This is a genomic window from Ferrimonas sp. YFM, assembly GCF_030296015.1.
Classification (GTDB): Bacteria; Pseudomonadota; Gammaproteobacteria; order Enterobacterales; family Shewanellaceae; genus Ferrimonas.
Window position 1 is genome coordinate 4,191,608 of sequence record NZ_AP027368.1, and the last position, 24,865, is coordinate 4,216,472.

A 24,865-nucleotide genomic window follows, 5' to 3' on the forward strand; every position below is an offset into this window, starting at 1 on the left:
ATCCTATTGTTTTTCATCGGACCCTGAGCGTTATGGCACGTCTACTTCTCTACATCGCTAAACCCATACTGGCCGGTTTGGTGCTGGCGTCAGCCATCGTCCTCCTGATCCCCAACCTGCGTCAGCAGTTGCCAGAGTTCAACTGGCCCACCAGTCAGGTGAACCGCAACAGCTTCTCCCACGCGGTGAAGCGCGCCTCACCGGCGGTGGTGAACATCTATACCCGCGTGCAGAACTCACAACTGCCCAGTCAGTCCACCAGTGCAGGCCTGGGCTCCGGCATCATCATGCGCGAAGACGGCTATGTGCTGACCAACTACCATGTGGTGAGCCGTGCCGACCTCATCTACGTGGCACTGCAGGATGGCCGCTGGGGCTCGGCGGTGATGATCGGCGCCGATCCCTGGACCGACCTGGCGGTGCTCTACCTGGATACCCAGGGCCAGAGCCTGCCCACCATCCCCTATGACCTGGACCGCACCACCGAAGTGGGCGACGCCGTGCTGGCCATTGGTAACCCCTATAACCTGGGACAAACCATCACCCAGGGGATCGTCAGTGCCCGCGGCCGCACCGGCCTGAGCTCCCAGTATCAGGACTTTATCCAGACCGACGCCGCCATCAACCAGGGCAACTCAGGCGGCGCCCTGGTGGACGCCGACGGCTACCTGGTCGGGGTCAACACCGCCAACTACAACGTTCGCGGTGAGAGTGGCCTGGGGATCAACTTCGCCATCCCGCTGCAGCTGGCCAATAACATCATGCAGAAACTGATCAAGGATGGCCGGGTTATCCGGGGACACCTGGGCGTTTCCGCAGCCAATGTGGATGTTACCCGCTCTCAGCTGATGGGACTGAACGACGTGCAGGGGGTGATTCTGACTGGAATCGATCGTAATGGACCGGCCCACCAGGCCGGACTCCTGCCTGGAGACGTCATCATCGACGTGAACGGGCAGCCCCTGAAGGGGGTCAATGCCATGATGGATGACATTGCTGAAACGCCGCCGGGCACAGAAATGAACATGACCCTGATCCGCGAAGGCAAGAGATTGCAATTGCCGGTGACCATAGGTGAAAAGCCCCCCTATCAGGGGCCGGAAAGATAACGCCGAAAAGAGAGGGGCTCGTTCGAGCCCCTTTTTTATTGTCCGCGCTGTTCGTGACTGAGCAGCGCCTGCTTGATCGCCAGACCGCCGGCATAGCCGGTCAAGCTGCCACTGGCACCAATGACCCGGTGACAGGGCACCACCAGGGCCACCGGGTTGCGGCCATTGGCGGCACCCACGGCCCTGACCGCCTTGGGGCGGCCGATCTGCCTGGCAATATCACCATAGCTGCGAGTCTCGCCACTGGGAATGGTGGTCAGTGCCTGCCACACCTGGCGCTGAAACTCGGTCCCCACCATGTCCAGGGGCAGCTCAAACGAATCCCGCTCCCCTGCGGCGTACTGCTGACATTGCTGTCGCACCTGCGCCAGGGCAGAGGCATCCCTTTGCCAGTGAGGTTCGGGCGTAACCGGCTGAGCCCCCTGCTGAAACGACAGCAGCGCCAGCCCCCTGTCGCTGACCGCCGCCAGGATCTCTCCCCAGGGGCTGTCCCACATATCGTATCTCATCGTTTCTCTCCCAGTGAACTCCATAACAACATCACCCCATAGGCGCGCCAGGGACGCCAGGATTCGGCCGCGGCCAGGGTCTGCTTTGGCGTGCCCTTCTCCAACCCCAGCGCATGGTACAGCCCCAGGTCCGAGGCCACGAACGCATCGCTCTCGCCGAACGCCCGCATGCATACGTAGTGGGCGGTCCAGTCCCCCACCCCTTTCAGGGTTTTCAGTGTGGCGACCCGGCTGGCCAGGTCGCCCTCCCCGGCACTGAACCCCTGGCTGTAGCACTGGGCGATATGGCTGATCCAGCCTGCCCGGGTCTGCGTCAGCCCCAGTCCCGACAGATCTGCGCCGGCCAGCTGAGCAGCCTGGGGGAACGTCCGCCCCAGTTGCGGCCCCGCCATCGGGCTACCAAAACGCTCACACAACCGGGTCAGTATGGTCCGGGCCCCTTTAACGCTGATCTGCTGACCGACAATGGCCCGCACCAGGGCTTCAAACTCACTCCAGATCCCCGGCAGTCGCACCATCTCACCACCACACTGTCCAGCCAGGACAGGGTCCTTGGACAGCTGCCGATGGAGATGCAGGGGATCCAGGTCCAGATCGAACATCTGCCTGATGCGTTGCACCACAGGGCGTATCGCCCTGGGCTGATCGCAGTGCAGGGTCAGCGCCAACGCGTTCTTGCCGACGATGGGGGACAGTTCAAACCAGCCACAGGCCTGCTGCCAGCGAAACGTGCGCCGGTACACCTCCCCCTCGATCGCCTCGACGCCGGGCAAGGCCCGCTCAGACAGGAAGCGGAGCAGCCCCGCCCAATCCAGCGGCGGCCGATAGTTCAGCGTCAGGCAGCACCCCTGGGACTGCCCCACCGCACCGCGGCGCACCTGACTTGGCGTCAGCCGGAACTGGCGAACAAAGGCATCGTTGAAGCGCCGGCGGGACTGAAAACCGCACGCCAGAGCAACGTCCATCACAGGCAACTGACTCTCCGCCAGCAGTTGCTTGGCAAACAGCAGCCTGTGGTTCAGGGCGTAATTCAATGGCGACACCCCGAGGTGACACTGAAACAGGCGACGCAGGTGACGGTCGCTGACCCCCAGTCGCTCAGAAAACGGTCCCAGGGGCCCATCGAGTTCACCGGCGTGAATCAGTCCGAGGGCACGCTCCACCGTGGTTTCGCTGCCTCGCCACGCCGGGCTCAGGGGCGCAGTTTCCGGTCGACAACGCAGACAGGGGCGATAACCCGCCGCCGCCGCGGACGCGGCGTTGTCAAAATACTCGACGTTTTCAGGCTTGGGCGGGGGCGCCGGGCACACGGGGCGGCAATAGATGCCGGTGCTCTTCACCGCAGTAAAAAAGCGGCCATCGAAGCGGCTGTCGCGGGCCAATCGGGCCTGTTCACACTGGTCATGGGTCAGTTTCATGTCAGCCAGCTTACCACAGGCCAGGGAGGGCATAGGCCGGATCCGGACCTCAACCTCAGGGCCGGATTGTCCCCTGAAGATCGAAAACGGGAGCCCTGAGGCTCCCGCTATAATTTCGATGGCACTGGCTGTTACTTCAGGCGCACCACGTCGGCACCGAGGCCCGCCATCTTGGCTTCAATATGCTCGTAGCCACGGTCCAGATGGTAGATGCGATCCACTATGGTGGTGCCCTCCGCCACCAGGCCGGCGATCACCAGGCAGGCTGACGCACGCAAATCGGTGGCCATCACCTGGGCACCGGTCAGGCGAGCGCCCCCCTTGATCAGGGCGGTGTTGCCTTCAAGGTCGACGCTGGCGCCCATGCGCTGCAGCTCAGGAATGTGCATGAAGCGGTTCTCGAAGATGGTCTCGGTCACCTTGCTCACCCCTTCGGCCACCACGTTCATGGCGCAGAACTGGGCCTGCATGTCCGTGGGAAACGCCGGGTGCGGCGCCGTTTTCAGGTCCACGGCCTGAGGTTTCTTGCCGAGCATATCCAGGGCGATCCAGTCGTCGCCGCGCTCGATGGAGGCGCCGGCCTCCTCGAGCTTCAGCAGGACGGCGTCCATGGTCTCCGGCGCCGCACGGCGGCAGACGATGCGGCCACCGGTGGCGGCAGCGGCCACCAGATAGGTCCCGGTCTCGATACGGTCGGGCATCACGTCATAGTGGATGCCGGACAGGCGCTCCACGCCGTGAATCTCCAGAGTGTCGGTTCCGGCGCCGCGCACATCGGCGCCCATGGCGTTCAGGCAGTTGGCCAGGTCCACCACCTCGGGCTCCCGGGCGGCGTTTTCGATGATGGTGACACCGTCGGCCAGGGCCGCGGCCATCATCAAGTTCTCGGTGCCGGTCACGGACACCATGTCCATCAGGATGGTGGCGCCTTTCAGGCGACCATCGACCCGGGCCTTGATGTAGCCCTCCTCCACCACCACATCGGCGCCCATCAATTGCAGGCCGTGAATGTGCAGGTTAACCGGACGGGCACCGATGGCGCAGCCGCCAGGCAGGGAGACATCGGCGCGGCCAAACTTGGCCAGCAGCGGACCGAGAATCATGATGGACGCGCGCATGGTCTTCACCAGGTCGTAGGGCGCCACACACTGATCTATGGTCTGAGGGCGAATGGCAATCACCCCCTCTTTCAGTTCGCTGACCTCAGCGCCGAGTTGGCGCAGCAGCTGAGCACTGGTGTTCACGTCTCTCAGGGCGGGAACGTTGCCGATGCGCATCTCATCATCCGCCAGCACTGTGGCCATCAGAATGGGGAGAGCGGCGTTTTTTGCACCAGAGATGGTGACTTCGCCGGCTAAGGGGCCGGCTGCCCGAATTTGCAGTTTATCCACGCTGAATCAATCACACTCAGAGGTTGAACATCTTTTCGCGTTGCCACTCCGCTGGCGTGAATGCCTTGATGGTCAAGGCGTGCAGGGTGCCGTCGGTGATCCTCTCCATCAGCGGGCCATACACGGCCTGCTGGCGCTTCACCTTGCTCATTCCGTCAAAGACCTCGCCCACGGCGATCACCTTGTAGTGGGTACCTTCTGAGGTCACGATAACCTCATCCAGCTCCATGGTGCCCTTCAACAGATCGGCCACTTCACTGTTCTGCATTTCCCTCTCCCTCTCGCCCTCAGGCGAGTGTTAAGAATTCGATATCGTAGAGCTCGAGGAGCGCGTTTACCTTAGCCGGTACCGACACCAGACTCAGGGTACGCCCCTGCCCCTGGGCCTCGGCCACCCACTGCAGCAGCAGGGCCACACCGGCGCTGTCGCAGTGGCTCAGGCCACTCAAATCCAGCTCGGTGACGGCGTCAGTCAGGGGGTTATGCCCCGGCTTGATAAAGTAGGGCACTGAGTCCAGATCCAGCCGGCCGTTTAGGCTCAGGCGGGCTCCCTGGACGGTGGCGGTTGCGCTCATTGGCTCTGTCCTGTGGTGGCCACAATACCCTGTCGATTGCGCTCCGCCAACTGTGCCGTGACAGATTCGATGCCGTTCTGACGAATCAATCCGCCCAGTTCGGCCTGTTGAGACGCCAACAGGCTGATACCTTCCGCCACCAGATCAAAGACTTTCCAATGACCCTTCTTGTTCTTGCGCGCCTTGAACTGAAGATCCACCGGCTCACGGCGCTCTTCGATCAATTTCACGTTGATGGCCACGATCTTGGCATCCCCATAGGGTTGCTCAGGGGCGAACTGCAGGGTCTGGTCGTTGTACTTGTTAAAAGCGTTGGCGAACGTCGCCAGCATGTACTCTTTGAACTGTTCGGTAAACGCCAGGCGCTGCTCCTTGGTGGCACGGCGTGCCTGCTGGCCCATCACCTTGTAGGCGGCGTACTTGTAATCGATGTAGGGCAGCAGCTCCTCATCGATGAGGGCGCGCACCTTGGCAGGGTCCTGCTCCAGTTCGCCACGCTCCTGTGCCAGACGGCTGAACGCCTTGTCCGCCACCTCTTGCATCATCACATAGGGGTTGGTGTAGCTGGTGGCCTTGGCTGGCATCACTGCCGCCACAAGCAGAACCAGGCCCAGTTGTAGAATCCGTTTGATCATCGGCTCCTCCGTTACTCTTTGCCGGCGCTATACAGGAATTGGCCTATCAGTTCCTCCAGAACCATGGCGCTGCGGGTGTCCTCCAGACGCCCGCCATCCTCCAGAATTTCAGATTCATCGTCGATGAACCCAGGGGTGAGGCCGATGTACTGCTCACCCAGCAGGCCGGAGGTCAGGATTGAGGCACTGCTGTTGTCTGAGAACTGATTGAATCGGGTCTCGATGGCCAGGGTCACCTCAGGGATCAACAACTCAGGATCCAGGTCAATCTTGGCCACACGGCCCACAACCACCCCCCCCACCTTCACCGGCGAACGCTCCTTCAGGCTGCCGATGTTGTCGAACTTGGCGGTCAGGTAGTACACATTGTTGTGCGCCCGGGGATCGATGTCCGCCACCTTGAATACCAGCACCAGGAAGGCGATCAATCCGGCCGCCAGGAATGCACCTACGGCCAACTCCAGTTTTCTATTCGTCATGCTAGTTTCCAAACATCAATGCGGTCAGCAAAAAATCCAGTCCCAATACGGCCAGGGAGGCGTGCACTACGGTGTCCGTGGTGGCTCTTCCCAATCCTTCGGCCGTGGGAACGGCGTTGTAGCCCTTGTAGGTGGCGATCCAGGTCACGACCACTGCAAAGGCGACAGATTTAATCAGACAATTCACAATATCCTGGCGCCACTCCACCGAGGCTTGCAGGATAGACCAGAAGGCACCGTCGTCGATCCCTTTCCACTCCACGCCCACCAGATGGCCGCCCCAGATACCCACGGCGACAAACATCAGCGTCAGCAGAGGCATGGAGATCACCCCGGCCCAGAATCGGGGAGCAATCACCCGACGCAGCGGATCCACCGCCATCATCTCCAGGCTGGCCAGCTGCTCGGTGGCCTTCATCAGACCAATTTCGGCGGTCAGGGCAGAGCCCGCCCGGCCGGCGAACAGCAGGGCGGTCACCACCGGCCCCAGTTCACGAAGCAGGGACAGGGCCACCATGGGGCCCAGGCTGTCCTCGGTGCCGAAGTCCACCAGGATGGTGTAGCCCTGAAGTCCCAGCACCATGCCGATGAACAAGCCGGACACCAGGATGATCAACATGGAGAGCACCCCCACGTTGTAGATCTGGCGTGCCAGCAGCGGCCACATCTTGGCCGGCTGAGGGCGGTGCACCAGCGCCCCCCACAGCATCAAGCCTGCCCGGCCCAGGGAGCTGATCTTATCCAGCCCCGCAGCACCGAGGCGGGCAACGGATTCGAGAATCATTTGTGCATCAGCTCCTGTTGATAATCCTGAGCCGGATAATGGAAGGCCACAGGACCGTCCGCCAGCCCCTTGAGGAACTGGTTCAACTGGGGTGCACCATTGGACAGCAGGCTCTGGCTGTCTCCGGCACCGATCACCTGGCCGTCGGCAATCACATAGGCGTAATCGGCGATGGAGAGCACCTCCTGCACATCATGGCTCACCACCACAGAGGTCAGATCCAGGGCCTGGCCCAGCTCCTTGATCAGCTTCACCAGCACCGCCATGGAGATGGGGTCCTGGCCGGCAAAAGGCTCATCGTACATCACCAGATCCGGCTCCAGGGCGATGGCCCTGGCCAGGGCGGCGCGACGCTGCATCCCCCCGGAGAGTTCGGAGGGCATCAGGCCCGCGGCCCCGCGCAGCCCCACCGCCTCCAGCTTCATCAGCACCAGCTTGCGAATCAGTGACTCACTCAGCTGGGTATGCTCGCGCAGGGGGAAGGCGATGTTGTCGTACACCGACATGTCGGTGAACAGGGCGCCGGACTGGAACAGCATGCTCATGCGGCGGCGCATCTTAAACAGATCCTGGCGACCGGCCTGATGGAGATCCTCACCATCAAACAACACCCGCCCGGAGTCGGGCCGCAACTGGCCGCCAATCAGTTTAAGCAGAGTAGTTTTACCAATGCCGCTGGGGCCCATGATGGCCGTGACCTTCCCCTTGGGGATCACCAGGTCCAGCCCTTTGAAGATGCGGCGGTTGCCGCGACTGAAGGTCAGCCCCTCAACCTCGATCAGGTTGTGTTGAGTATCCACTTAGAACGTCATTCCCTAATTTCAGACACGACTTCAGATCGTAATGGGTCAGATTACCAAGAATCGGGAAGAAATTTAACAACAAAACAGCGTCCTCCCCCCACGATTCAGTTTCAGTTCAGACAGCGCAACGTCGCTGGAGTTTCCGCAGGGCGAAGCCGGTTTTCGCCCAGGCCGGGCACTGAACCCAGTTTATCCACCCCAAAATTTGCACTCAACAACGGGGGACGCCCTTTTCTTTTCAAAATGTTCGGGCGACAATGCGCCTCTTATACTGCCAGGCATTTTTTCAACCATGTTGCTCAACCTGTTACTTCTAGCCGGCGGGCTTGCCCTGCTGGTGTGGAGCGCCGACCGATTCGTTTACGGCGCCGCCGGCATTGCCCGCAACCTGGGCCTGCCCTCACTGATCATCGGCCTGACCATCGTCTCCATGGGCTCCTCCGCGCCGGAGATGATGGTGTCTGCCACCGCGGCCCTGGAGGGGCGCGGCGATACCGCCATAGGTAACGTTCTCGGTTCCAACATCGCCAACATCACCTTTATCCTCGGCGCCACCGCCCTGTTGCGCCCGCTGGTGGTCAGCAGCACCACACTCAAGCGTGAGATGCCGTTGATGATGGCCGGAACCCTGCTGGCCGGCTACCTGCTCAGCGATCTGGAGCTGAGCCGCACCGACGGCCTGATTCTGCTGGTGGCCTTCGTGGCCATTTTAGGGTTTCTCTGCGTTCAGGCCTGGCAGAACCGGGATACCGACCCCCTGGCTCAGGACAGCGACGATGAGATCCCCAAGGACCTCTCCACGCCGAGGGCCCTGTTCTGGCTGGTGCTGGGTATGGGGCTGCTGCCCCTGGCCTCGGGCTGGATGGTGGACGGCGCCGTGGGCATCGCCCAATGGTTCGGCATGTCCGATCTGGTGATCGGCCTGACCATCATCGCCGTGGGCACCAGCCTGCCGGAGCTGGCCGCCTGCGTCGCCGGCGTCCTCAAGAATGAAGACGACCTGGCCATTGGCAACGTGGTTGGCTCCAACCTGTTCAATATTCTTGCGGTGCTGGCGATTCCGGCACTGCTGGCCCCGGGCCAGGTGGACGCCAACGCCGCCGGCCGGGATCTCTATATGATGCTGGCCACCAGCCTGGCGCCTCTGCTGCTATTGTGGATGAAAAAGCGTCAGATTCTGGGACGCATCGAAGGGCTTATCCTTCTGGTTGTATTTATTGCCTATCAGGGCATGCTGTTTAGTCAGGCGGGTTAAAGGAGCAAAGCGACACCATGACCAACCCCTCTCAACTGCGTCAATGGGGACGCGAAGTGATCGATGTGGAGATTGAAGCCCTGCAGGGGATGCAACAATACATCGACGACAGCTTTGTGGCCGCCTGTGAACAGCTCCTGGCCTGTCAGGGCAAGGTGATCGTCATGGGGATGGGCAAATCCGGTCACGTGGGCAACAAGATTGCCGCCACCCTGGCCAGTACCGGCACCCCCTCCTTCTTCGTCCACCCCGGCGAGGCCAGCCACGGCGACCTGGGGATGCTCACCGAGCAGGACGTGGTGGTGGCCATCTCCAACTCCGGCGAGGCCAGCGAAATCATGACCCTGATGCCGGTGATTCGCCGCCTGGGCATCCCGGTGATCGCCATGACCGGCAAACCGGACTCCAGCCTGGCCCGACTGGCTCAGGTGCACCTGTGCATCAAGGTGGAGAAGGAAGCCTGCCCCCTGGGTCTGGCCCCCACCTCTTCCACCACCGCCACCCTGGTGATGGGGGACGCCCTGGCGGTCGCCCTGCTGCAGGCCAAAGGCTTCACCGCCGACGACTTTGCCCTGTCTCACCCCGGCGGCGCCCTGGGGCGCAAGTTGCTGCTGCGCGTCGACGACCTGACCCATCGGGGCGAGCACCTGCCCTGCGTCGAGGAGAAGGTCCCCCTGTCCGAAGCCCTGCTGGAGATCTCCGCCAAGGGACTGGGGATGACCTGTGTCACCGATGCAAACGGCATACTGACCGGCATCTTCACCGACGGCGACCTGCGCCGGGTGCTGGATGCCCGGGTGGAGATCCACAACAGCACCATAGGTCAGGTGATGACCGCCAACCCCATTACCCTGGCGGACAACATCCTGGCGGCCGAAGCCCTCAAGTTGATGGAGGAGCGCAAGATCAATGGCCTGGTGCGCATCGACGACCAGGGTCGGCCCGTTGGCGCCCTTAACATGATGGACATGCTCAAAGCGGGAGTACTCTGATGACCATGATCGATACCCTCTATGGCCCTGTATCCCAGGACAACCTGGACCGTGCCGCCAACATCCGACTGCTGGTGTGTGACGTGGACGGCGTCTTCTCCGATGGCCGCATCTACCTGGGCAACCAGGGGGAAGAGCTCAAGGCGTTCCACACCAGAGACGGTTTTGGCATCAAAGCCCTGCAGGGCACCGGCGTTCAGGTGGCGGTGATCACCGGCCGCCGCTCCGAGATTGTCCAGACCCGCATGAGCGCCCTCGGCGTCGCCCACATCTACCAGGGCGTAGAGGACAAGGTCAGTGCCTATGAGGAGCTGAAAACCACTCTGGGTCTTGAGGACCATCAGTGCGCCTACATCGGCGATGATCTGGTGGACGCCCCGGTGATGGAACTCGCCGGCCTGTCCGTGGCGGTCAACGACGCCCACCCGTTGCTGCTGCGCCAGGCACACCTGGTGACCGGCACCCGCGGCGGCTTTGGCGCCGTCCGTGAGCTGTGCGATCTGATCATGGAAGCCCAGGGCACCTTCAAGGACGCCAAAGGGATGAGCGTATGAAGCGCGAAGGGATAGCCATTGCCATCCTGTTTGGTGCCGCCATCCTGCTGACCTGGCGCTCCATGGTGATGAAGGACCAGGCCCAGGTGGACGTCAAACCCAGCTACCAGCCGGACTTCGTCGCCGAGAACCTGCGCAGCCGCGTCTACTCGGAGTCGGGCCGCCTCAGTGCCGAGATCAGCGCCGACCAGATGGAGCACTACCAGGCCCTGGCCCTGACCCGCCTGCAGGAACCGGACTATCTGCTCTACCCTGAAGACAGCCAGGGGCAGTGGCGGGTGCAGGCCACTCAGGGGCAACTCAGCGACGGCCGCCACGTGGTACTGGAAAATGATGTTATCATCACAGCCATCGAGCCCAATGAACCACTTAAGACCATCACCACCGACTATCTGGAACTGGACCTGGAGACGATGATCATGACCTCCAACCGCCAGATCAAAGGCAATGGCGAGGGCTTTAACATCACCGCCAAAGGGTTGTGGGCGGATCTGAATTTGAACCGGATTGAATTAAAGAGTCAGGTAAATGCCATCTATGAAACCCATTAAACTGCTTCTGGCCGCCATGATGCTGCTGGGCAGCACCGGCGCCGCAGCCCTGGACAGCGACATTCACGAGAAAGTGGAGGTCAAAGCCGATAACTCCAGGGCGGATCTGCCCAACGGCATGCTGATCTACTCGGGCCGGGTTCGCATCACCCAGGGCACCCTGCTGATCAACGCCGACGAACTGCGTGCCGAAGCCACCGACGACAAGGTGGTGACCACCCTGATCGCCTCCGGTTCTCCCGCCACCTATCAACAGATGATGGAGAACGGCAAGCTGGCCCAGGCCGAAGCCGCCGAAATTCGCTACGACATCCAGAAGCGCATCCTGACCCTGAAGGGGAAAGCGGAGATGCGCCAGTCCGGCAGCCTGGTCCAGGGCGACACCATCCAGTACGACCTGGAGAAGCAGATGCTGGTGGCCGAAGGCAACAAGGATGAGCAGATCACCACCATCTTCCAGCCTGCAGAAACCGATCTCAAATCCCTGGCCGAGCCCAAGGAAAAGAAAGAGGGTGAGAAGCAGCAATGACCCGCTCAACCCTGACCGCAGAGAAACTGGCCAAGGCCTACAAGGGCCGGGAAGTGGTCAAGAACGTTGGCCTTGAGGTCAGCACCGGCCAGATCGTCGGCCTGCTGGGCCCCAACGGCGCCGGCAAGACCACCACCTTCTACATGGTGGTGGGCCTGGTGCAGAACGACCGGGGCCGGATCCTCATTGACGGCGAGGAGATCACCCTGCTGCCGATGCACAGCCGTGCCCGCAAGGGGATTGGCTACCTGCCTCAGGAATCCTCCATCTTCCGCAAGCTGTCGGTGTACGACAACCTGATGGCGGTGCTGCAGACCCGCAAGGGCCTGAGCCAGTCCCAGCGGGTAGAGAAGCTGGAACAGCTTCTGGAGGAGTTCAACATCACCCACATCCGCGACAGCCTGGGAATGAGCCTGTCCGGCGGCGAGCGCCGCCGGGTAGAGATCGCCCGGGCCCTGGCTGCCGATCCCAAGTTCATCCTGCTGGACGAGCCCTTCGCCGGCGTCGACCCCATCTCGGTGATCGACATCAAGAAGATCATCCAGCACCTGAGAGATCGCGGCCTGGGCGTACTGATCACCGACCACAATGTTCGGGAGACTCTGGACGTCTGTGAACACGCCTACATCGTCAGCCACGGCGAGCTGATCGCCCAGGGTGAACCCGCCGCCATCCTAGAGAACAAGCTGGTGCGCTCGGTATACTTGGGCGACCAGTTCAAGCTATAGTAATTTGAACTCCCGACCAGGAATACAACCGGAAATAACAAGAAGGAATAAGGACAGGTTGTTGTAAATGAAGACTTCTCTACAGCTAAAGCTGGGACAGCAGCTCACCATGACCCCGCAGTTGCAACAGGCCATTCGCCTGCTGCAACTGTCGACGCTGGATCTCCAACAGGAGATTCAGGAGGCTCTGGATGCCAACCCCCTGCTTGAGGTCGAGGAGGATCTCAGCCCAGCCGTCCCCGACACCCCGGACACCGCCACCCGGGATGAGTTGGAGCCCGCTCCGGAAGCCGCCAGCCTGGACACCAGCGAGGCCCTGAGTCAGACCGACATGCCCGATGACCTTCAGGTCGACACCTCCTGGGACGAATACTACACCTCCTCCCCGGCCCCCATGTCCAGCCGGGAAGACGACATGCCCTTTCAGGGCAGCACCGGCGACAGCCTTCAAAGCCATCTGCTGTGGCAGATGGAACTGACCCCCATGTCCGATACCGACCGCGCCATCGCGGTGGCCATCATTGATGCCACCGACGAACGCGGCTACCTGACCCAGACCGCCGAAGACATTCTCGAAGCCATGGGCGACGATGAGGTGGAGCTGGACGAGGTGGAAGCGGTGCTCAAGCGGGTGCAACGATTCGATCCTGTGGGCGTCTGTGCCCGGGATCTGGCCGAGTGCCTGCTGGTGCAACTGAGTCAGTTTGATGGGGGAACCCCCTGGCTGGCAGAGGCCAGGATGCTGATCCAGGAGCACATGGATCTGCTGGCCAATCGCGACTTCCGCGGCCTGATGCGCAAGACCCGCCTCAAGGAGGAGGAGCTCAAAGAGGCGATGGAGCTGATCCAGACCCTCAACCCGCGTCCCGGCAGCGCCCTGGTCAGCGATAACGACCAGTACGTGATTCCCGATGTGGCGGTCTCCAAGCGCAAGGGGCGCTGGGTAGTGGAACTCAATCCGGACACCATGCCCAAGATCCGCATCAACGAACAGTATGCGGCCCTGAGCCGCAACAGCCGCAATCAGGCAGACAGCCAATTCGTTCGCGGTCACCTGCAGGAAGCCAAGTGGTTCCTGAAGAGCCTGGAGAGCCGCAACGACACCCTGCTCAAGGTGGCCAACTGCATCGTCCAGTTCCAGCAAGGCTTCCTGGAGTATGGTGACGAGGCGATGAAGCCCATGGTGCTCAACGATGTGGCGGAAGCGGTGGACATGCACGAGTCCACTATCTCCCGGGTGACCACCCAGAAATACATGCATACGCCCCGTGGCATCTTCGAGCTGAAATACTTCTTTTCCAGCCACGTCAGCACCGACAGTGGCGGCGAGTGCTCATCCACGGCAATTCGTGCTTTAATTAAAAAATTGGTTGCTGCTGAGAATCCTAAAAAACCTCTCAGTGACAGCAAAATGGCGGAGCTGCTGGCAGAACAGGGAATCAAGGTGGCGAGACGGACCATCGCCAAGTACAGGGAAGCCCTGGGCATAGCTCCATCCAATCAGCGGAAACAGCTGTAACCAGCAAAAAAGGAGGAACCTATATGCAAATCAATCTGACCGGTCATCACGTCGAGATCACAACCGCTCTGAGAGATTATGTGCACACCAAGTTCGACAAGCTGGAGCGCCACTTTGACCATATCTCCAATGTCTACGTGGTGCTGAATGTGGAGAAAGCACAGCAAACCGCCGAAGCCAAACTGAACCTGAGTGGCCGCGAAGTGTACGCGACCCACCACCACGACAACATGTACGCTGCCATCGACGGCCTGATCGACAAGCTGGACCGTCAGGTTATCAAGCATAAAGAGAAAATTTCACGCCATTAATCATGGACATAACCACGTTACTCAGCCCGGAGTGCGCCACCATCGCCGCTCCGGGCCTTAGCAAAAAGCGCGCCCTGGAGATGATCTCCCAACTGGCGGGCGAGCATCACGGCAGTCTCAACCCCCAGCAGCTGTTCGAAAGCCTGCTGGCCAGGGAGAGGATGGGCAGCACCGGCATCGGCAAGGGAATCGCCCTGCCCCATGGCCGGCTGGCGAACATCGAGCGCCCCATCGCCGTGTTCATCAAGTGCGACGAAGCGATCCCCTTCGACGCCATCGATGGCAAGCCAGTGGACCTGCTGTTTGCCCTGTTTGTCCCCGAGGACGCCGTACAGGAGCACCTGGCCACTCTGGCCGCCATGGCCAAGACCCTGCAGGACAAAGAGACCTGCCGGGCACTGCGCAAATGCAGCAATGACTCTGAGCTCTATGCCCTGGTGACCTCGTGAAACTGATCATCCTCTCCGGACGTTCCGGTGCCGGCAAATCCGTCGCCCTCCGGGTCCTCGAAGACCTGGGCTGCTACTGTGTCGACAACCTGCCCGCGGTGATGCTGCCCTCCCTGGTGGAGGAGATGCTGGATCAATGCGACACCCTGGCGGTCAGCCTGGACATCCGCAACCTGCCGGACCAGGCGGAACAGATTCCTGAGATACTCAAGCACCTGCCGGATTCCATCGAGCGACAGATCTACTTCCTGGATGCGTCGGATGCCAGCCTGATCAAGCGCTACAGCGAGACCCGCAGACTGCATCCCCTGTCGCGCAGCGGCACTTCCCTGGCGGAGGCGATCGCCTCAGAGACCCAACTGCTGGCCCCCATTCGCGACCTGGCCGACCACAGTTTCATGACCGATGGCCTGTCGGTCCATCAGTTGGCCGACGAGATGCGTACCCGACTGCTGGGGCAGGCGGAACGGGAACTGCTGCTGGTGTTTGAGTCCTTCGGATTCAAGCATGGCATCCCCAAGGATGCGGACTACGTGTTCGACGTACGCTTTCTGCCCAACCCTCACTGGGATCCCGCCCTGCGTCCCCTCACCGGCCTGGACAAGCCGGTGCAGCGCTACTTCGCCAAGGAGTGGATGGTGGCGCGCTTTATCGAACACACCGAAAACTTTCTGCTCAACTGGCTGCCGATGCTGGAGCGCAACAACCGCGCCTACCTGACCATCGCCATCGGCTGTACCGGCGGCCAGCACCGCAGCGTCTACATCGCCGAACAGCTGGAGCAACGCTTCCGCCAGCGGCAGAAGCAGACCTCGGTCCGTCATCGTGAACTGGACAAACGTGAAGCTGACAAGAACCCTTAAGGTGGTCAACAAGCTGGGCCTGCACGCCCGCGCCGCCACCCGGCTGGCGCAGCTGGCCCACAACTACGACGCCCACATTCAGGTGGTCCATGGAGACCAGAGCGCCAGTGCCGACAGCGTGCTGGGGCTGCTGATGCTGCAAACCTGTCAGGGACAGGAGGTGACGGTGATCTGCGAAGGCCAGGACGCCGAGCCCGCCCTGGAAGCGGTCACCCAACTGTTCAGCGGGCGATTCGACGAATCAGAATAAAAAAACCGGAGCCTGGCTCCGGTTTTTTGTTTTTCGACACTAGGTCCCCAATCAGTTACCGGCCACCTTCATGGCGCTCAGCAGGATGGACCCCGTCTTGATGCTGGTGCGGGGATCCACATCTGTGCCCACCGCCACCATATCCCGGTACATCTGCTTCAGGTTACCGGCGATGGTGATCTCGTGCACCGGATACTGGATGATGCCGTTCTCCACCCAGAAGCCGGCGGCGCCACGGGAGTAATCACCGGTCACGCCGTTCACACCATGGCCCATCAGCTCGGTCACATACAGGCCGGTGCCCATCTGCTTCAGCATGGAGGCCAGATCGCCGCCATTGCTGGCCAGTTGCCAGTTGTAGATGCCACCGGCGTGACCCGTGGTGGTCATCCCCAGGCGGCGGGCGGAGTAAGCGGTCAGCAGGTAGGACTCCAGTACGCCGTCACGGACAATCTGCCGGGCACGGGTGGCCACACCCTCCCCATCGAAGGGAGCGCTGGCCAGGCCCACGGGCAGATGAGGATTCTCTTCGATTGAGAACCACTGGGGCAGAATCTCGGTGCCTAGGCTGTCCAGCAGGAAGGAGGACTGACGATAGAGTGACGCACCGCTGATGGCGCCCACCAGGTGACCCACCAGGCCGGTGGCGGTCTCGGCGGAGAACAGCACTGGCACTTCGCAGGTGTCGATCTTGCGCGCACCCAGACGGGCGCTGACCTTAGCGGCGGCGCTGATGCCCAGGGCCTCCGGGTTCACCAGATCGCCAAATCGACGCCCCACGGTGTAGTCATAGTCTCGCTCCATCCCCTGCTCATCCTTGCCGATCAGCACACAGGAGAGGCTGTGGCGGGAGGAAGCATAGCTGCCGATAAAGCCATGGCTGTTGCCGTACACCTTGATGCCGGCGTGGCTGTTGCAGCTGGCACCGTCGGACATCTCGATGCCGTGGTCGCTCTCCAGGGCCGCCTGTTCACAACGGGCCGCCAGATCGATCCCCTCCTCCGGGGTCAGGGCATGGGGGTGGTAGAGATCCAGGTCAGGAAGCGACGTAGGCATCAGTTCGGCTTCGGCCAGGCCGTTATGCTGGTCCGCCGTGGTATGTCGGGCGATGCCATCGGCGGCCCGCACCGCATCGACAATCGCCTGGGCACTGAGGTCCGAGGTGGACGCATTGCCCTTGGCTCCCTCACGGTAGAGGGAGATGCCCAGGGCACCGTCCTTATTGAACTCCACGGTCTCCACTTCACCCATGCGGGTGGAGACGCTCAAGCCCTGCTGCTTACTGATGGCCACCTCTGCGGCAGACACCCCCAGTTTTTTGGCCTCTTCCAGGGCCAGGGCTACCGCCTCCTCCAGCTGCTGACGCTGGGCTTCAATGCTGACTTGGGTCACTCGTCGATTCCATAAAATTCAGTTGCAAGAAAGGATAGCAAACCCCGCCCCTGCTCCGATAGGGGCATGACGGCTCATAGCCTGCTAGAATAGGCGCCCAAATCATTTAGGAGAACAGCTATGGCAGCAAAACGCCCGGAACCGGAGCTCCAGGAAGAGGAGTGGATCAGCAAATCGGAGCTTAAGCGGGAAGCGGAACAGCTGCAGAAGATCGGCAACGAAATTGTGGCCCTGGGCAAGAACGACCTGGCCAAGGTGCCCATGGACGAAGAGCTGGAGGTCGCCGTTGCCCTGGCCCAGCGCCTGAAGGGGAAAAACGAAGCCCACCGCCGCCAACTGCAGTTTGTTGGCAAGCTGCTGCGCAGCCGGGATCCCGAGCCTCTGGTGGCCGCCCTGGACAAGATTCGCAACAAGCACAACCAGGCCAACCAGGAGTTCCACAAGATGGAGCAGTGGCGCGACCGGCTGATTGCAGAGGGTGACGATGCCATGCAGGCGCTGTTTGCCGAAGTCCCCGCCATGGCCGAGGAGCGCCAGCGGGTGCGTCAACTGATTCGTCAGGCCGCCAAAGAAGCCAAGGCCAGCAAGCCGCCCAAGTCCTCCCGGGAGCTGTTCAAGCTGATTCGTCAGTACATGGAAGAGTAGATACCAAGAGGGAGGCAAATGCCTCCCTGCTTTTTAACTGAATCACCTCAGAAATGAGTGGTCACCACCACGCCCAAGGCACTTTCTGAAGACAGGTCCCGCTTGTCCCCGCCGTTAGGCCCTCGCAGAGAGAACTCCCCTTCGGAGCGGTGCCCCAGGTAGGCGGACAGACGCCAGCCCCCTTCGGCGGTGAAACTGCCCCGCAGGAAACTTAGGGGCTGTTCAATCTCAATGGCCCCCTCATCCACGGCAAAGTTCTGGGTCCGGAAAGCCATGCCCGCCCCAAACTCCCAGGTGGGATTGAGCCTGTAGGAGAGCTCCAGGCCGCCGCGGCCGGCGAAGCCGGGCTCGAAGGGGTTATCCAGCCTGAGCTTATCGGTGATCTGCCACTTGATGAACAGCACCGGCATCCAGCGCACATCATAGGGGTCGTTGAAATAGCCCCCGCCAAAGCCCAGGGTCAGGGTGTCGCTGACCGGATAGCTGGCCCCTGCCAGCAGACCATAACCGAAGCCGTCACCGAACGAGGTGGTGTCCGCGTAGGCCCACTGAACCCTGGGCCCCAGGAACCAGGTCAGGCCGGTTCGGTTGGGCTTGGTGAAGTTCACCCCCACCCCCAGGGTCTTGACGTTATCCCAGGCCTCGAGCCGCCCGTCCATCAGCGAGCTTCTATTGAAATCAAAGTCACTGTAGGCCCCCTCCAGCTGCCAGCTCATCAGCCACTGGTCATTGAGGCGTCCCCCCTTATCCAGGGTAAAACCATAGATCTCCTGGCCCACCTTGCCATTGTCCTCGAGGGACGCCGAGGGAAAGGCCACGGTATAGGGAGTAAAGGTCAGGGCGGGCTGATTGGCGCTGGCGCCGAACGCCAGCAGCAGTAATCCAAGATAACGGCAGTTCATCACGATTCCTTGTTAATCAAAACAACATGATACGAATCAGACGTCGGTGGGATCATGGCTGCCCAAGGCCTGACGTCGTTTCAGCCCCAACAGGGCCAGGATGCCCCATGCTAGCACCTGTAGCCACAGGGAGGACAGTTCGTACCCCAATCCAGACAGCCCCAAATTCAATTGGTTCGCCTTGATCATGGCGATCATCGCCGGCTGGGCCGGCAGCCAGGCAAACAGACCACTGAGCAGGGCGGACATGCTGTCCGTGGGCCAGACGAAACCACTGGTAAACAGGATCGGCATGCCAGTCAGCACCATCAGCTGTACCGGCACCGCCCGACGCTGAAACAGGGTGCTGATGGCCACCCCGGCCAGGGCGGTGGCCAGCAGGAAGGGGGTCAGCACGCTGACCATGGTCGCCACAGAGGCCGCCATGGCCACCGACTGCCAGGGCAGCACCAGGTCAAAATAGAGAACGCAGGAGGGCAGATAGAGGCAGGCCAGCATCGCGGTGCGGGCGCACAGCCAGGTGACGGTGGGGTAGCCGGGCCAGGCGCCACGGGTGTTCCAGTTGTTGGCCCCCAGCATCGCCGCCACCATCAGCAAAGTCTGGTGGAGAATCAGCACCAGGGCGCCGGGCAGCACATAACTGGAGTAGCTCATGCCCGGGTTGAACACCGGCTGGAACTGAGTCTCCACCGGCTGCAACCGGCGCAGCTCTGTGGCGATGTCACCGCCGGAGGCCACGCTGCGTTGCAGCCGCACCGACGCCCCAAGGTAACCCGCCCCCTGCAGGGCAGCGGTGGCCAGATTGCTGTAGGGCAGCAGGAAACTGCCGTCCCCGGCGGCGGCCAGTTGCACCTGCTCTCCCCGATACAGGTTACGCTCGAACTGATGGGGGATGACGATCATCCCCTTCAGGTCCCCTTCGGTCAGGGCAGACTCCGCCGCCCGCTGATCAGGGTAAACCCGGGTCAGCGCCACCTTGGGCGAGGCCAGCCAGATTCTCAGGAGCTGACGACTGCTGGCACTCTGGTCCAGGTCCACCACCGCCACTGGCTGGTCCAGGGCCACATGATTGGAGTAGGGAAGAGGATAGATCACCGCATAGAACAGGATGCCGCCGATGGCGGTGAGCATCGCCGCCTTGTCCGCCAGCAGCCCCTGCCACTCCTGCTTGAACAGTTGCCACCAGCTCATGGCATCCTCCGGTAGAGACAGGCCACGGGGATCAGCAGCAGGGACATCATCAACAGCGGCCAGGTGGCCGACCAGTTGTGGTTGGCCCCCGCCTGCAGCATCAGCGGCAGGTAGTGGGTACTGGGCATCAGCACCCGCCAGATCTGGGCGGCCGCAGGCATAGACTCCAGGGGAAAACTGATCCCCATGTAGGCGAAGGCCGGGGCAAACAGGGCACCGCCGACGCTGGTGGCCCGCACCGGGTCATCCACCACCATGGCCACCAGCAGGATGATGCCGGCGATGGCCCCCAGCAGGGGGATCATCCCCAGCCACAGGATCAGCATCGACCCCGCCATGGGCAAATTGAGCCCGGAATAGAGCAGCAGCAGACCAATGCCTCCCATCAGCCACCACCACAGCAGCAGCAACATGATCCGCAGGGGGAGGCCTCGCTTGCCCCTGGCCACCGCATTCACCAGGGTGGCACTGACCAGCAGTTGGTAGAGTGCCAATAGCAAACCGGGCAGCAGGAAGGGCAGATAGCCCAGGTCCGGATTGAACATGGGGGTCATGGAGACATTCACCGGGGCCATGACCGCGGGCAGCGACTCCGTTGGGGTGCCGTCGGCGAGGGCCCCCTGGGCCCCCACCTCAGCCAGTCCGCCGCGAATGGCGCCGGCGGCGGCGGAGTAGAGCCGTTTGCCCATGAGCAGATACTGGGCGTTATAGCGCATCGGCAGCTGGGGCTGACGGCCAGCAATCAGATCTGCGGCAAACCTGGGCGGAATCACTACCTGGGCATACACCTGACCCCGTCGCATCGCCCGCTCTGCGTCCGCCTCGGTGGCGTAGGCCACCAGGCCGATGGCCGGACTGGCCTGCAACTGCCTGCCCAGGGCACGACTGACCGTGGTGTTGTCCATGTCTGTCCAGGCCACCGGCAATTGGGTGGGCAGGCTGCGGGCAAACACTCCCCACAGAGACAGGGCCAACAGCACCGGCAACCAGGTCATCAGACTGGCCTGCCAGGGGTCCGACAGCAGATCCCGGATACTGCGGTGCAGCAGGACGACGATGGATTTGGTCATTGCTCGATCAGCGCGGTCATCCCGGCTCGCAGACCGGGGATGGTGTCCACAGGCACCAGCTCCACCTCAAAGGTGCGCAGGTCGAAGGCCATGCCGGATTCGGTGGCGTTCCAGGTGGCGTAATCCCCCAGCACCGAGCGGTAGCGCACCTTGAAGGGGAAGCTGCTGTCCAGGGCGGGGATGCGCACCTGCACCTGTTCTCCCTCGGGGAAACGGGCCAGGCTGTCCTCTCGAACGTTAAACAGGGCCCAGGCATCGCTCATGTCCACCAGGGTCACCACAGGGAAACCTGTGGGCGCCAGCTCCCCCTCATCCAGCAACACCTGGCTGACCTCGCCGGTTCGCGGGGCTCGCATCTGGCTGTCCGCCAGTACCGCCTGCACCTCGTCCAACTGGCCCCGTGCGGCCAGCGCCTTGCCGGCGGCGGCATCCCGGGTCTCCTGGCGGGCACCCTCCTCCGCCATCTGGTACACCGCTTCCGCGGCCTTCTCGGTGAATTGGGCCGCCTGCCACTGGGTGTAGGCTTCGTCCCGCTTCTGGCGAGCCACCACCCCTTCGTCGAACAGGGCTTCCACCCGGTCAAAGGTCACCCGGGCCAGCTCGGCGGCGGCCTGAGCCTTGTGCCACTGTTCGCGGGCCGCCAACACCTCCTGACGGCGGGCACCATTGTCCGCCTGGGCCTTAAGCGCCTCGGCCGCCTCCAGGCCGGCTCTGGCCTGAGTCTGCTTGGCTTCCAGCTCCGGGCTGCTGATGGCAAACAGCAGGTCGCCCCGCTCTACCTGATCGCCACGATGGACCAGAATCCGTTCCAGGCGCCCAGGCACCTTGGAGGAGACGTGGTATTGACGGGCTTCGATCTGGCCCTGGATAAACTTGGCGTCCGGCTGGCTCAGGGTCCAGGCGGCTCGGCCTGCCAGTCCCGCCAGCAGCAATACCGCCAGCAGACCAAAAAGTTGATTCAGTCGTTTCATTGGGTTTCGGTACTCATCAGAAGTTGGAACAGCAGCGACTGGTTGTCACTCATGGCCGCCAGTTGCCCCAGGGCCACCAGGTAGTGGTACTGGGCTGCGGCGCGGGCGGTCTGCACCTCCAGCAGCTTGTCACCGGCGTCCACCTGATCGATGGAGGTGCCCAGCCCCTGGGCAAACGCCAATTGACGCAACCTGAGGTTCTCCCTGGCCAGGGATTCGGCGCTGGCCAGGGCACGGTACTCATGCTGGGCCTGGGTCAGCTGCTGCTCCCTGGAGGCCATCAGCAGATCCAGGTCCTGCCGGGTTTGCGCCTTGAGGTGCTGCACCTGAAGCTGAGCGCTTTTGGCCGCACGAACCCGGTCATTGCGCCCATCATTGGTGAAGATCGGCACCTTGAGGGTTACCCCTACCATCCACTCGGGCTCCAGCTCGGAGAGCAGGCTCTCATCCACATCGAAGCTGTAGTTGCCCACCAGCGCCAGCTCCGGTTTATAGCGGCCCCGTTCTGCCTCGATGGCCCCCTTGGCCTGGGCCTCTTTGGCGCCGAACAACGCCAAGGCAGGATGGGTGTCCAGCATCTGCCGGTGCCAGCTATCCAGATCCGGGCTTTGCATCGGCAGAGCCAGGGGTTGGCTCAATTCGCTGCCCTTCTGCTGCAACAGGGTATCCAGGGCCATCTGGGCCAGGACACGTCGACGGCTCGCCTGAGACAGGGCCACCTCCCCCTGCTCCATGGCCACCTGGGCATTGAGCTTCTCCACTTCGGCGATCTGCCCCTGACGCTGCAGCGCCTCGGCATTGGCCAGGTGTTGCTTCAATGTCTCCAGCCTCGCCTGATGCAGCTGCTCCACCTTGCGGGTCAATGCCAGGGCAAAGTAACGCTCCACCAGGGTGGTAAAGCGCTCCTGGGTATCCAGTCGGGTCTGCTGTTTCTGCTGCTCCGCTTCGGCGGCCTTGATGCTCTTGGCCGCCTCGATGCGCCCGCCCACATACAGGGGCCACACCGCCTGCAGGCTGGCATGGTAGATATCGCGGTCGGTGATCTCGGTTTTCCAGGCGGAGTCCGGCAAAGGGGGAAGCAATCCGGCCGGCAGCGCCGACAGCAGTTGCGGCAGGGGGTTGATTGCCCTGGCGTCCAGCTCCACCGGCCGGTCCAGCCTCAGGTAGCTGCCTCTCAGGGTCAGGCTGGGGTCACCCAACTGCTGCGCCACGCCCAGCTCCGCCTCGGCCCGCTGATGGGCCTGCTGCTGCGCCTGAAGCTTGTCACTGACGCTCTCCACCCGCTGCCAGGCCTGGTGCAGGCTCAGGGGCTGAGCAGACAGGGCGCCACTGAAGCAAAGCAGGGCACAGATCCAATGTCTCATCGTCTGTCCAAGTTAGAGTCGAAACTCTAGATCTTACTCCATCCAGTTCCACAGTCGAGTGCTTTCGTACTCGTCTGATCTCTAAGTCGCACCAACACCAGAGTTTTTTCACGGCAGCAACAAAAACGGGGCCCCAAAGGACCCCGCATTTCTGTGCCTCAAGCAGGCTTAGTCTGTGCCGCCCACGGTCAGACGGTCCAGCTTCAGGGTGGGCTGGCCCACGCCGACGGGGACACTCTGCCCCTCCTTGCCGCAAACACCCACCCCTTTGTCCAGGGAGAGGTCGTTGCCCACCATGGAGATGGTCTGCATCGCTTCCGGACCGTTGCCAATCAGGGTCGCCCCCTTGATGGGGGTGGTGATTTTGCCGTTCTCGATCAGGTAGGCCTCTGAAGCGGAGAACACGAACTTGCCCGAGGTGATGTCCACCTGGCCACCGCCGAAGTTGGGCGCATAGATGCCCCGCTCCACGGACTCGATGATCTCACCCGGTTCCTTGTCACCACCCAGCATGTAGGTGTTGGTCATCCGAGGCATGGGCATGTGGGCGTAGGACTCGCGGCGGCCGTTACCGGTCGGCGCCATCCCCATCAGCCGGGCATTGAGCTTGTCCTGCATGTAACCCTTGAGGATGCCGTTCTCGATCAGCACGGTGTGCTGACCCTCGGTGCCCTCATCGTCGATGCTGACCGAACCGCGGCGCCCCTCCAGGGTGCCATCGTCCACCACGGTGCACAGATCGCTGGCCACCTTCTCGCCAATACGACCGGCAAAGGCACTGGAGCCCTTGCGGTTGAAGTCCCCTTCCAGGCCGTGGCCTACCGCTTCGTGCAGCAGCACCCCGGGCCAGCCAGGCCCCAGGACCACCGGCATCTCACCGGCGGGGGCGTCCACCGCCCTCAGGTTGACCTCGGCCTGACGCACCGCTTCGTGACACAGCTGCAATGCGCGGCGACGATCCTGCTCGTCGGTCACATCCAGCTGTTCGAAGCCATGACGGCCGCCCATGCCGGCGCTGCCACGTTCCCGGCGATCCCCTTCCACCATGATCACCGAACAGTTCAGGCGCACCAGGGGCCGCACATCGGCAGCCAGGGTGCCGTCGGATGCGGCCACCAGCACCTCCTCGTAGGCGGCACTGAGGCTGACGATCACCTGCTGCACCCGGCTGTCCAGGGCGCGCACATAGGCGTCCATCTCCTGAAGCAGCGACAGCTTCTGCTGCTGCTCCCAGGTGCCGATGGGGTCGATGGCAGGATAACGCCGGGCACTGCCAACGCCGGCCAGGGCATTGATCCTGCCCTCGCCGCCACTGGCGGCAATGCCACGGGCGGCATCGGCGGATTGCTGCAGGGAGTCCAGGGTCACCTCATCGGCGTAGGCGAAGCCGGTCTTCTCACCGTCGATGGCGCGGATGCCCACACCCTGCTCGATGTTGAAGCTGCCCTCCTTGACGATGCCATCCTCCAGCACCCAGGATTCATGGCGGGCCGACTGCAGGTAGATATCGGAGTAATCCAGTTTGTGACTGTGGATGCGGGACAGAATCCGCTCCAGATCATTGAGGTCCAGCCCGGCGGGCTGCAGCAGGGTTGCGCTGGCTTTCTCTAAAGTCATGGCGTCCTA

At 62.2% G+C, this 24,865-nt stretch carries 29 protein-coding genes; 13 read left to right on the plus strand and 16 right to left on the minus strand.

The annotated features are described in order from the left end of the window. Positions 1–32 precede the first annotated feature (32 nt). Positions 33–1,109, plus strand: coding sequence for an outer membrane-stress sensor serine endopeptidase DegS (degS, locus tag QUE41_RS19375; RefSeq protein WP_286340597.1), 1,077 nt, complete (start codon positions 33–35; stop codon positions 1,107–1,109). Positions 1,110–1,144: 35 nt separating this feature from the next. Here degS and QUE41_RS19380 read toward each other — a convergent pair whose 3' ends face one another. The 9 genes from QUE41_RS19380 to QUE41_RS19420 form a co-directional block, all read right to left on the minus strand. Continuing rightward, positions 1,145–1,618 (minus strand): methylated-DNA--[protein]-cysteine S-methyltransferase, encoded by a 474-nt coding sequence (locus tag QUE41_RS19380; protein WP_286340598.1) that lies wholly within the window; start codon positions 1,616–1,618, stop codon positions 1,145–1,147. After that, on the minus strand, positions 1,615–3,069 hold the full coding sequence (locus tag QUE41_RS19385; RefSeq protein WP_286340599.1) for a DNA-3-methyladenine glycosylase 2 family protein: 1,455 nt from the start codon (positions 3,067–3,069) through the stop codon (positions 1,615–1,617). The genes QUE41_RS19380 and QUE41_RS19385 overlap by 4 nt, the downstream gene beginning before the upstream one ends. 98 nt (positions 3,070–3,167) lie before the next feature. After that, positions 3,168–4,427 (minus strand): UDP-N-acetylglucosamine 1-carboxyvinyltransferase, encoded by a 1,260-nt coding sequence (murA, locus tag QUE41_RS19390; protein WP_286340600.1) that lies wholly within the window; start codon positions 4,425–4,427, stop codon positions 3,168–3,170. Positions 4,428–4,443: 16 nt separating this feature from the next. Then, positions 4,444–4,695: a BolA family protein gene (locus tag QUE41_RS19395; protein WP_286340601.1), complete on the minus strand. Its 252-nt coding sequence runs from the start codon at positions 4,693–4,695 to the stop codon at positions 4,444–4,446. Positions 4,696–4,714: 19 nt separating this feature from the next. Continuing rightward, positions 4,715–5,002 carry an STAS domain-containing protein gene (locus QUE41_RS19400; protein WP_286340602.1) on the minus strand — a complete coding sequence of 96 codons (288 nt, stop codon included), beginning with the start codon at positions 5,000–5,002 and terminating at the stop codon, positions 4,715–4,717. Then, positions 4,999–5,637 carry an MlaC/ttg2D family ABC transporter substrate-binding protein gene (locus QUE41_RS19405; protein WP_286340603.1) on the minus strand — a complete coding sequence of 213 codons (639 nt, stop codon included), beginning with the start codon at positions 5,635–5,637 and terminating at the stop codon, positions 4,999–5,001. The genes QUE41_RS19400 and QUE41_RS19405 overlap by 4 nt, the downstream gene beginning before the upstream one ends. A gap of 11 nt (positions 5,638–5,648) precedes the next feature. Next, positions 5,649–6,116 carry an outer membrane lipid asymmetry maintenance protein MlaD gene (gene mlaD, locus QUE41_RS19410; RefSeq protein WP_286340604.1) on the minus strand — a complete coding sequence of 156 codons (468 nt, stop codon included), beginning with the start codon at positions 6,114–6,116 and terminating at the stop codon, positions 5,649–5,651. 1 nt (position 6,117) lies between these two features. Then, positions 6,118–6,900 (minus strand): lipid asymmetry maintenance ABC transporter permease subunit MlaE, encoded by a 783-nt coding sequence (mlaE, locus tag QUE41_RS19415; protein ID WP_286340605.1) that lies wholly within the window; start codon positions 6,898–6,900, stop codon positions 6,118–6,120. After that, positions 6,897–7,700: an ATP-binding cassette domain-containing protein gene (locus QUE41_RS19420; protein WP_286340606.1), complete on the minus strand. Its 804-nt coding sequence runs from the start codon at positions 7,698–7,700 to the stop codon at positions 6,897–6,899. The genes mlaE and QUE41_RS19420 overlap by 4 nt, the downstream gene beginning before the upstream one ends. A gap of 295 nt (positions 7,701–7,995) precedes the next feature. Between QUE41_RS19420 and QUE41_RS19425 the strand changes: the two genes are divergently transcribed. The 11 genes from QUE41_RS19425 (at position 7,996) to QUE41_RS19475 (ending at position 15,704) form a co-directional block, all read left to right on the plus strand. Then, positions 7,996–8,958 carry a calcium/sodium antiporter gene (locus QUE41_RS19425; protein ID WP_286340607.1) on the plus strand — a complete coding sequence of 321 codons (963 nt, stop codon included), beginning with the start codon at positions 7,996–7,998 and terminating at the stop codon, positions 8,956–8,958. A 17-nt stretch (positions 8,959–8,975) separates the two neighbouring features. Next, positions 8,976–9,950, plus strand: a complete 975-nt coding sequence (locus QUE41_RS19430; protein WP_286340608.1) for a KpsF/GutQ family sugar-phosphate isomerase — start codon at positions 8,976–8,978, stop codon at positions 9,948–9,950. Positions 9,951–9,955: 5 nt separating this feature from the next. Beyond that, positions 9,956–10,504: a 3-deoxy-manno-octulosonate-8-phosphatase KdsC gene (gene kdsC, locus QUE41_RS19435; protein WP_286342982.1), complete on the plus strand. Its 549-nt coding sequence runs from the start codon at positions 9,956–9,958 to the stop codon at positions 10,502–10,504. Further along, positions 10,501–11,055, plus strand: a complete 555-nt coding sequence (gene lptC / locus QUE41_RS19440) for an LPS export ABC transporter periplasmic protein LptC (protein ID WP_286340609.1) — start codon at positions 10,501–10,503, stop codon at positions 11,053–11,055. The genes kdsC and lptC overlap by 4 nt, the downstream gene beginning before the upstream one ends. Beyond that, positions 11,042–11,584: a lipopolysaccharide transport periplasmic protein LptA gene (gene lptA / locus QUE41_RS19445; RefSeq protein WP_286340610.1), complete on the plus strand. Its 543-nt coding sequence runs from the start codon at positions 11,042–11,044 to the stop codon at positions 11,582–11,584. Before lptC ends, lptA begins: the two co-directional genes overlap by 14 nt. Then, entirely contained in the window at positions 11,581–12,312 is a 732-nt protein-coding gene (gene lptB / locus QUE41_RS19450; RefSeq protein WP_028107776.1) for an LPS export ABC transporter ATP-binding protein, read from the plus strand. The genes lptA and lptB overlap by 4 nt, the downstream gene beginning before the upstream one ends. A gap of 67 nt (positions 12,313–12,379) precedes the next feature. Then, a complete protein-coding gene (locus QUE41_RS19455) occupies positions 12,380–13,831 on the plus strand; it encodes an RNA polymerase factor sigma-54 (protein ID WP_286340611.1) in 1,452 nt (483 codons plus the stop codon). A 23-nt stretch (positions 13,832–13,854) separates the two neighbouring features. Continuing rightward, entirely contained in the window at positions 13,855–14,142 is a 288-nt protein-coding gene (gene hpf, locus QUE41_RS19460; RefSeq protein WP_028107778.1) for a ribosome hibernation promoting factor, read from the plus strand. Between the two features lie 2 nt (positions 14,143–14,144). Further along, positions 14,145–14,591, plus strand: a complete 447-nt coding sequence (gene ptsN, locus QUE41_RS19465) for a PTS IIA-like nitrogen regulatory protein PtsN (RefSeq protein ID WP_286340612.1) — start codon at positions 14,145–14,147, stop codon at positions 14,589–14,591. Further along, positions 14,588–15,454, plus strand: coding sequence for an RNase adapter RapZ (gene rapZ, locus QUE41_RS19470; protein WP_286340613.1), 867 nt, complete (start codon positions 14,588–14,590; stop codon positions 15,452–15,454). Before ptsN ends, rapZ begins: the two co-directional genes overlap by 4 nt. Beyond that, the gene (locus tag QUE41_RS19475; RefSeq protein WP_286340614.1) at positions 15,432–15,704 is read left to right on the plus strand and encodes an HPr family phosphocarrier protein; all 273 of its coding nucleotides are present in this window, start codon (positions 15,432–15,434) and stop codon (positions 15,702–15,704) included. Before rapZ ends, QUE41_RS19475 begins: the two co-directional genes overlap by 23 nt. A gap of 51 nt (positions 15,705–15,755) precedes the next feature. On the opposite strand, the gene pmbA is transcribed toward QUE41_RS19475, so the two are convergent. Further along, positions 15,756–17,096: a metalloprotease PmbA gene (gene pmbA / locus QUE41_RS19480; protein ID WP_286340615.1), complete on the minus strand. Its 1,341-nt coding sequence runs from the start codon at positions 17,094–17,096 to the stop codon at positions 15,756–15,758. A gap of 120 nt (positions 17,097–17,216) precedes the next feature. On the opposite strand from pmbA, the gene yjgA reads away from it, so the two are divergent. Continuing rightward, positions 17,217–17,741, plus strand: coding sequence for a ribosome biogenesis factor YjgA (gene yjgA, locus QUE41_RS19485; protein ID WP_286340616.1), 525 nt, complete (start codon positions 17,217–17,219; stop codon positions 17,739–17,741). 47 nt (positions 17,742–17,788) lie between these two features. Here yjgA and QUE41_RS19490 read toward each other — a convergent pair whose 3' ends face one another. The 6 genes from QUE41_RS19490 to tldD all read right to left on the minus strand — a co-directional run bounded on the left by QUE41_RS19490 (position 17,789) and on the right by tldD (position 24,856). Then, positions 17,789–18,643: a TonB-dependent receptor gene (locus tag QUE41_RS19490; RefSeq protein WP_286340617.1), complete on the minus strand. Its 855-nt coding sequence runs from the start codon at positions 18,641–18,643 to the stop codon at positions 17,789–17,791. 36 nt (positions 18,644–18,679) lie between these two features. Continuing rightward, complete coding sequence (locus tag QUE41_RS19495; RefSeq protein WP_286340618.1) at positions 18,680–19,834, minus strand: ABC transporter permease; 1,155 nt, start codon at positions 19,832–19,834, stop codon at positions 18,680–18,682. Further along, complete coding sequence (locus QUE41_RS19500; RefSeq protein ID WP_286340619.1) at positions 19,831–20,904, minus strand: ABC transporter permease; 1,074 nt, start codon at positions 20,902–20,904, stop codon at positions 19,831–19,833. Before QUE41_RS19500 ends, QUE41_RS19495 begins: the two co-directional genes overlap by 4 nt. After that, on the minus strand, positions 20,901–21,875 hold the full coding sequence (locus QUE41_RS19505; protein WP_286340620.1) for an HlyD family secretion protein: 975 nt from the start codon (positions 21,873–21,875) through the stop codon (positions 20,901–20,903). The genes QUE41_RS19500 and QUE41_RS19505 overlap by 4 nt, the downstream gene beginning before the upstream one ends. Further along, positions 21,872–23,239: a TolC family protein gene (locus QUE41_RS19510; RefSeq protein WP_286340621.1), complete on the minus strand. Its 1,368-nt coding sequence runs from the start codon at positions 23,237–23,239 to the stop codon at positions 21,872–21,874. The genes QUE41_RS19505 and QUE41_RS19510 overlap by 4 nt, the downstream gene beginning before the upstream one ends. 168 nt (positions 23,240–23,407) lie before the next feature. Beyond that, positions 23,408–24,856 carry a metalloprotease TldD gene (tldD, locus tag QUE41_RS19515; protein WP_286340622.1) on the minus strand — a complete coding sequence of 483 codons (1,449 nt, stop codon included), beginning with the start codon at positions 24,854–24,856 and terminating at the stop codon, positions 23,408–23,410. Positions 24,857–24,865: the final 9 nt, after the last annotated feature.

What these genes read in the sequence shown, in the direction of transcription:
- degS (WP_286340597.1), top strand. Translation starts at nt 33, where the DNA reads ATGGCACGTCTACTTCTCTACATCGCTAAACCCATACTGGCCGGTTTG.
- QUE41_RS19380 (WP_286340598.1), bottom strand. Translation starts at nt 1,618, where the DNA reads ATGAGATACGATATGTGGGACAGCCCCTGGGGAGAGATCCTGGCGGCG.
- QUE41_RS19385 (WP_286340599.1), bottom strand. Translation starts at nt 3,069, where the DNA reads ATGCCCTCCCTGGCCTGTGGTAAGCTGGCTGACATGAAACTGACCCAT.
- QUE41_RS19395 (WP_286340601.1), bottom strand. Translation starts at nt 4,695, where the DNA reads ATGCAGAACAGTGAAGTGGCCGATCTGTTGAAGGGCACCATGGAGCTG.
- QUE41_RS19400 (WP_286340602.1), bottom strand. Translation starts at nt 5,002, where the DNA reads ATGAGCGCAACCGCCACCGTCCAGGGAGCCCGCCTGAGCCTAAACGGC.
- QUE41_RS19405 (WP_286340603.1), bottom strand. Translation starts at nt 5,637, where the DNA reads ATGATCAAACGGATTCTACAACTGGGCCTGGTTCTGCTTGTGGCGGCA.
- mlaD (WP_286340604.1), bottom strand. Translation starts at nt 6,116, where the DNA reads ATGACGAATAGAAAACTGGAGTTGGCCGTAGGTGCATTCCTGGCGGCC.
- mlaE (WP_286340605.1), bottom strand. Translation starts at nt 6,900, where the DNA reads ATGATTCTCGAATCCGTTGCCCGCCTCGGTGCTGCGGGGCTGGATAAG.
- QUE41_RS19425 (WP_286340607.1), top strand. Translation starts at nt 7,996, where the DNA reads ATGTTGCTCAACCTGTTACTTCTAGCCGGCGGGCTTGCCCTGCTGGTG.
- QUE41_RS19430 (WP_286340608.1), top strand. Translation starts at nt 8,976, where the DNA reads ATGACCAACCCCTCTCAACTGCGTCAATGGGGACGCGAAGTGATCGAT.
- kdsC (WP_286342982.1), top strand. Translation starts at nt 9,956, where the DNA reads ATGATCGATACCCTCTATGGCCCTGTATCCCAGGACAACCTGGACCGT.
- lptC (WP_286340609.1), top strand. Translation starts at nt 10,501, where the DNA reads ATGAAGCGCGAAGGGATAGCCATTGCCATCCTGTTTGGTGCCGCCATC.
- lptA (WP_286340610.1), top strand. Translation starts at nt 11,042, where the DNA reads ATGAAACCCATTAAACTGCTTCTGGCCGCCATGATGCTGCTGGGCAGC.
- lptB (WP_028107776.1), top strand. Translation starts at nt 11,581, where the DNA reads ATGACCCGCTCAACCCTGACCGCAGAGAAACTGGCCAAGGCCTACAAG.
- QUE41_RS19455 (WP_286340611.1), top strand. Translation starts at nt 12,380, where the DNA reads ATGAAGACTTCTCTACAGCTAAAGCTGGGACAGCAGCTCACCATGACC.
- hpf (WP_028107778.1), top strand. Translation starts at nt 13,855, where the DNA reads ATGCAAATCAATCTGACCGGTCATCACGTCGAGATCACAACCGCTCTG.
- ptsN (WP_286340612.1), top strand. Translation starts at nt 14,145, where the DNA reads ATGGACATAACCACGTTACTCAGCCCGGAGTGCGCCACCATCGCCGCT.
- yjgA (WP_286340616.1), top strand. Translation starts at nt 17,217, where the DNA reads ATGGCAGCAAAACGCCCGGAACCGGAGCTCCAGGAAGAGGAGTGGATC.
- QUE41_RS19490 (WP_286340617.1), bottom strand. Translation starts at nt 18,643, where the DNA reads ATGAACTGCCGTTATCTTGGATTACTGCTGCTGGCGTTCGGCGCCAGC.
- QUE41_RS19495 (WP_286340618.1), bottom strand. Translation starts at nt 19,834, where the DNA reads ATGAGCTGGTGGCAACTGTTCAAGCAGGAGTGGCAGGGGCTGCTGGCG.
- QUE41_RS19500 (WP_286340619.1), bottom strand. Translation starts at nt 20,904, where the DNA reads ATGACCAAATCCATCGTCGTCCTGCTGCACCGCAGTATCCGGGATCTG.
- QUE41_RS19505 (WP_286340620.1), bottom strand. Translation starts at nt 21,875, where the DNA reads ATGAAACGACTGAATCAACTTTTTGGTCTGCTGGCGGTATTGCTGCTG.
- QUE41_RS19510 (WP_286340621.1), bottom strand. Translation starts at nt 23,239, where the DNA reads ATGAGACATTGGATCTGTGCCCTGCTTTGCTTCAGTGGCGCCCTGTCT.
- tldD (WP_286340622.1), bottom strand. Translation starts at nt 24,856, where the DNA reads ATGACTTTAGAGAAAGCCAGCGCAACCCTGCTGCAGCCCGCCGGGCTG.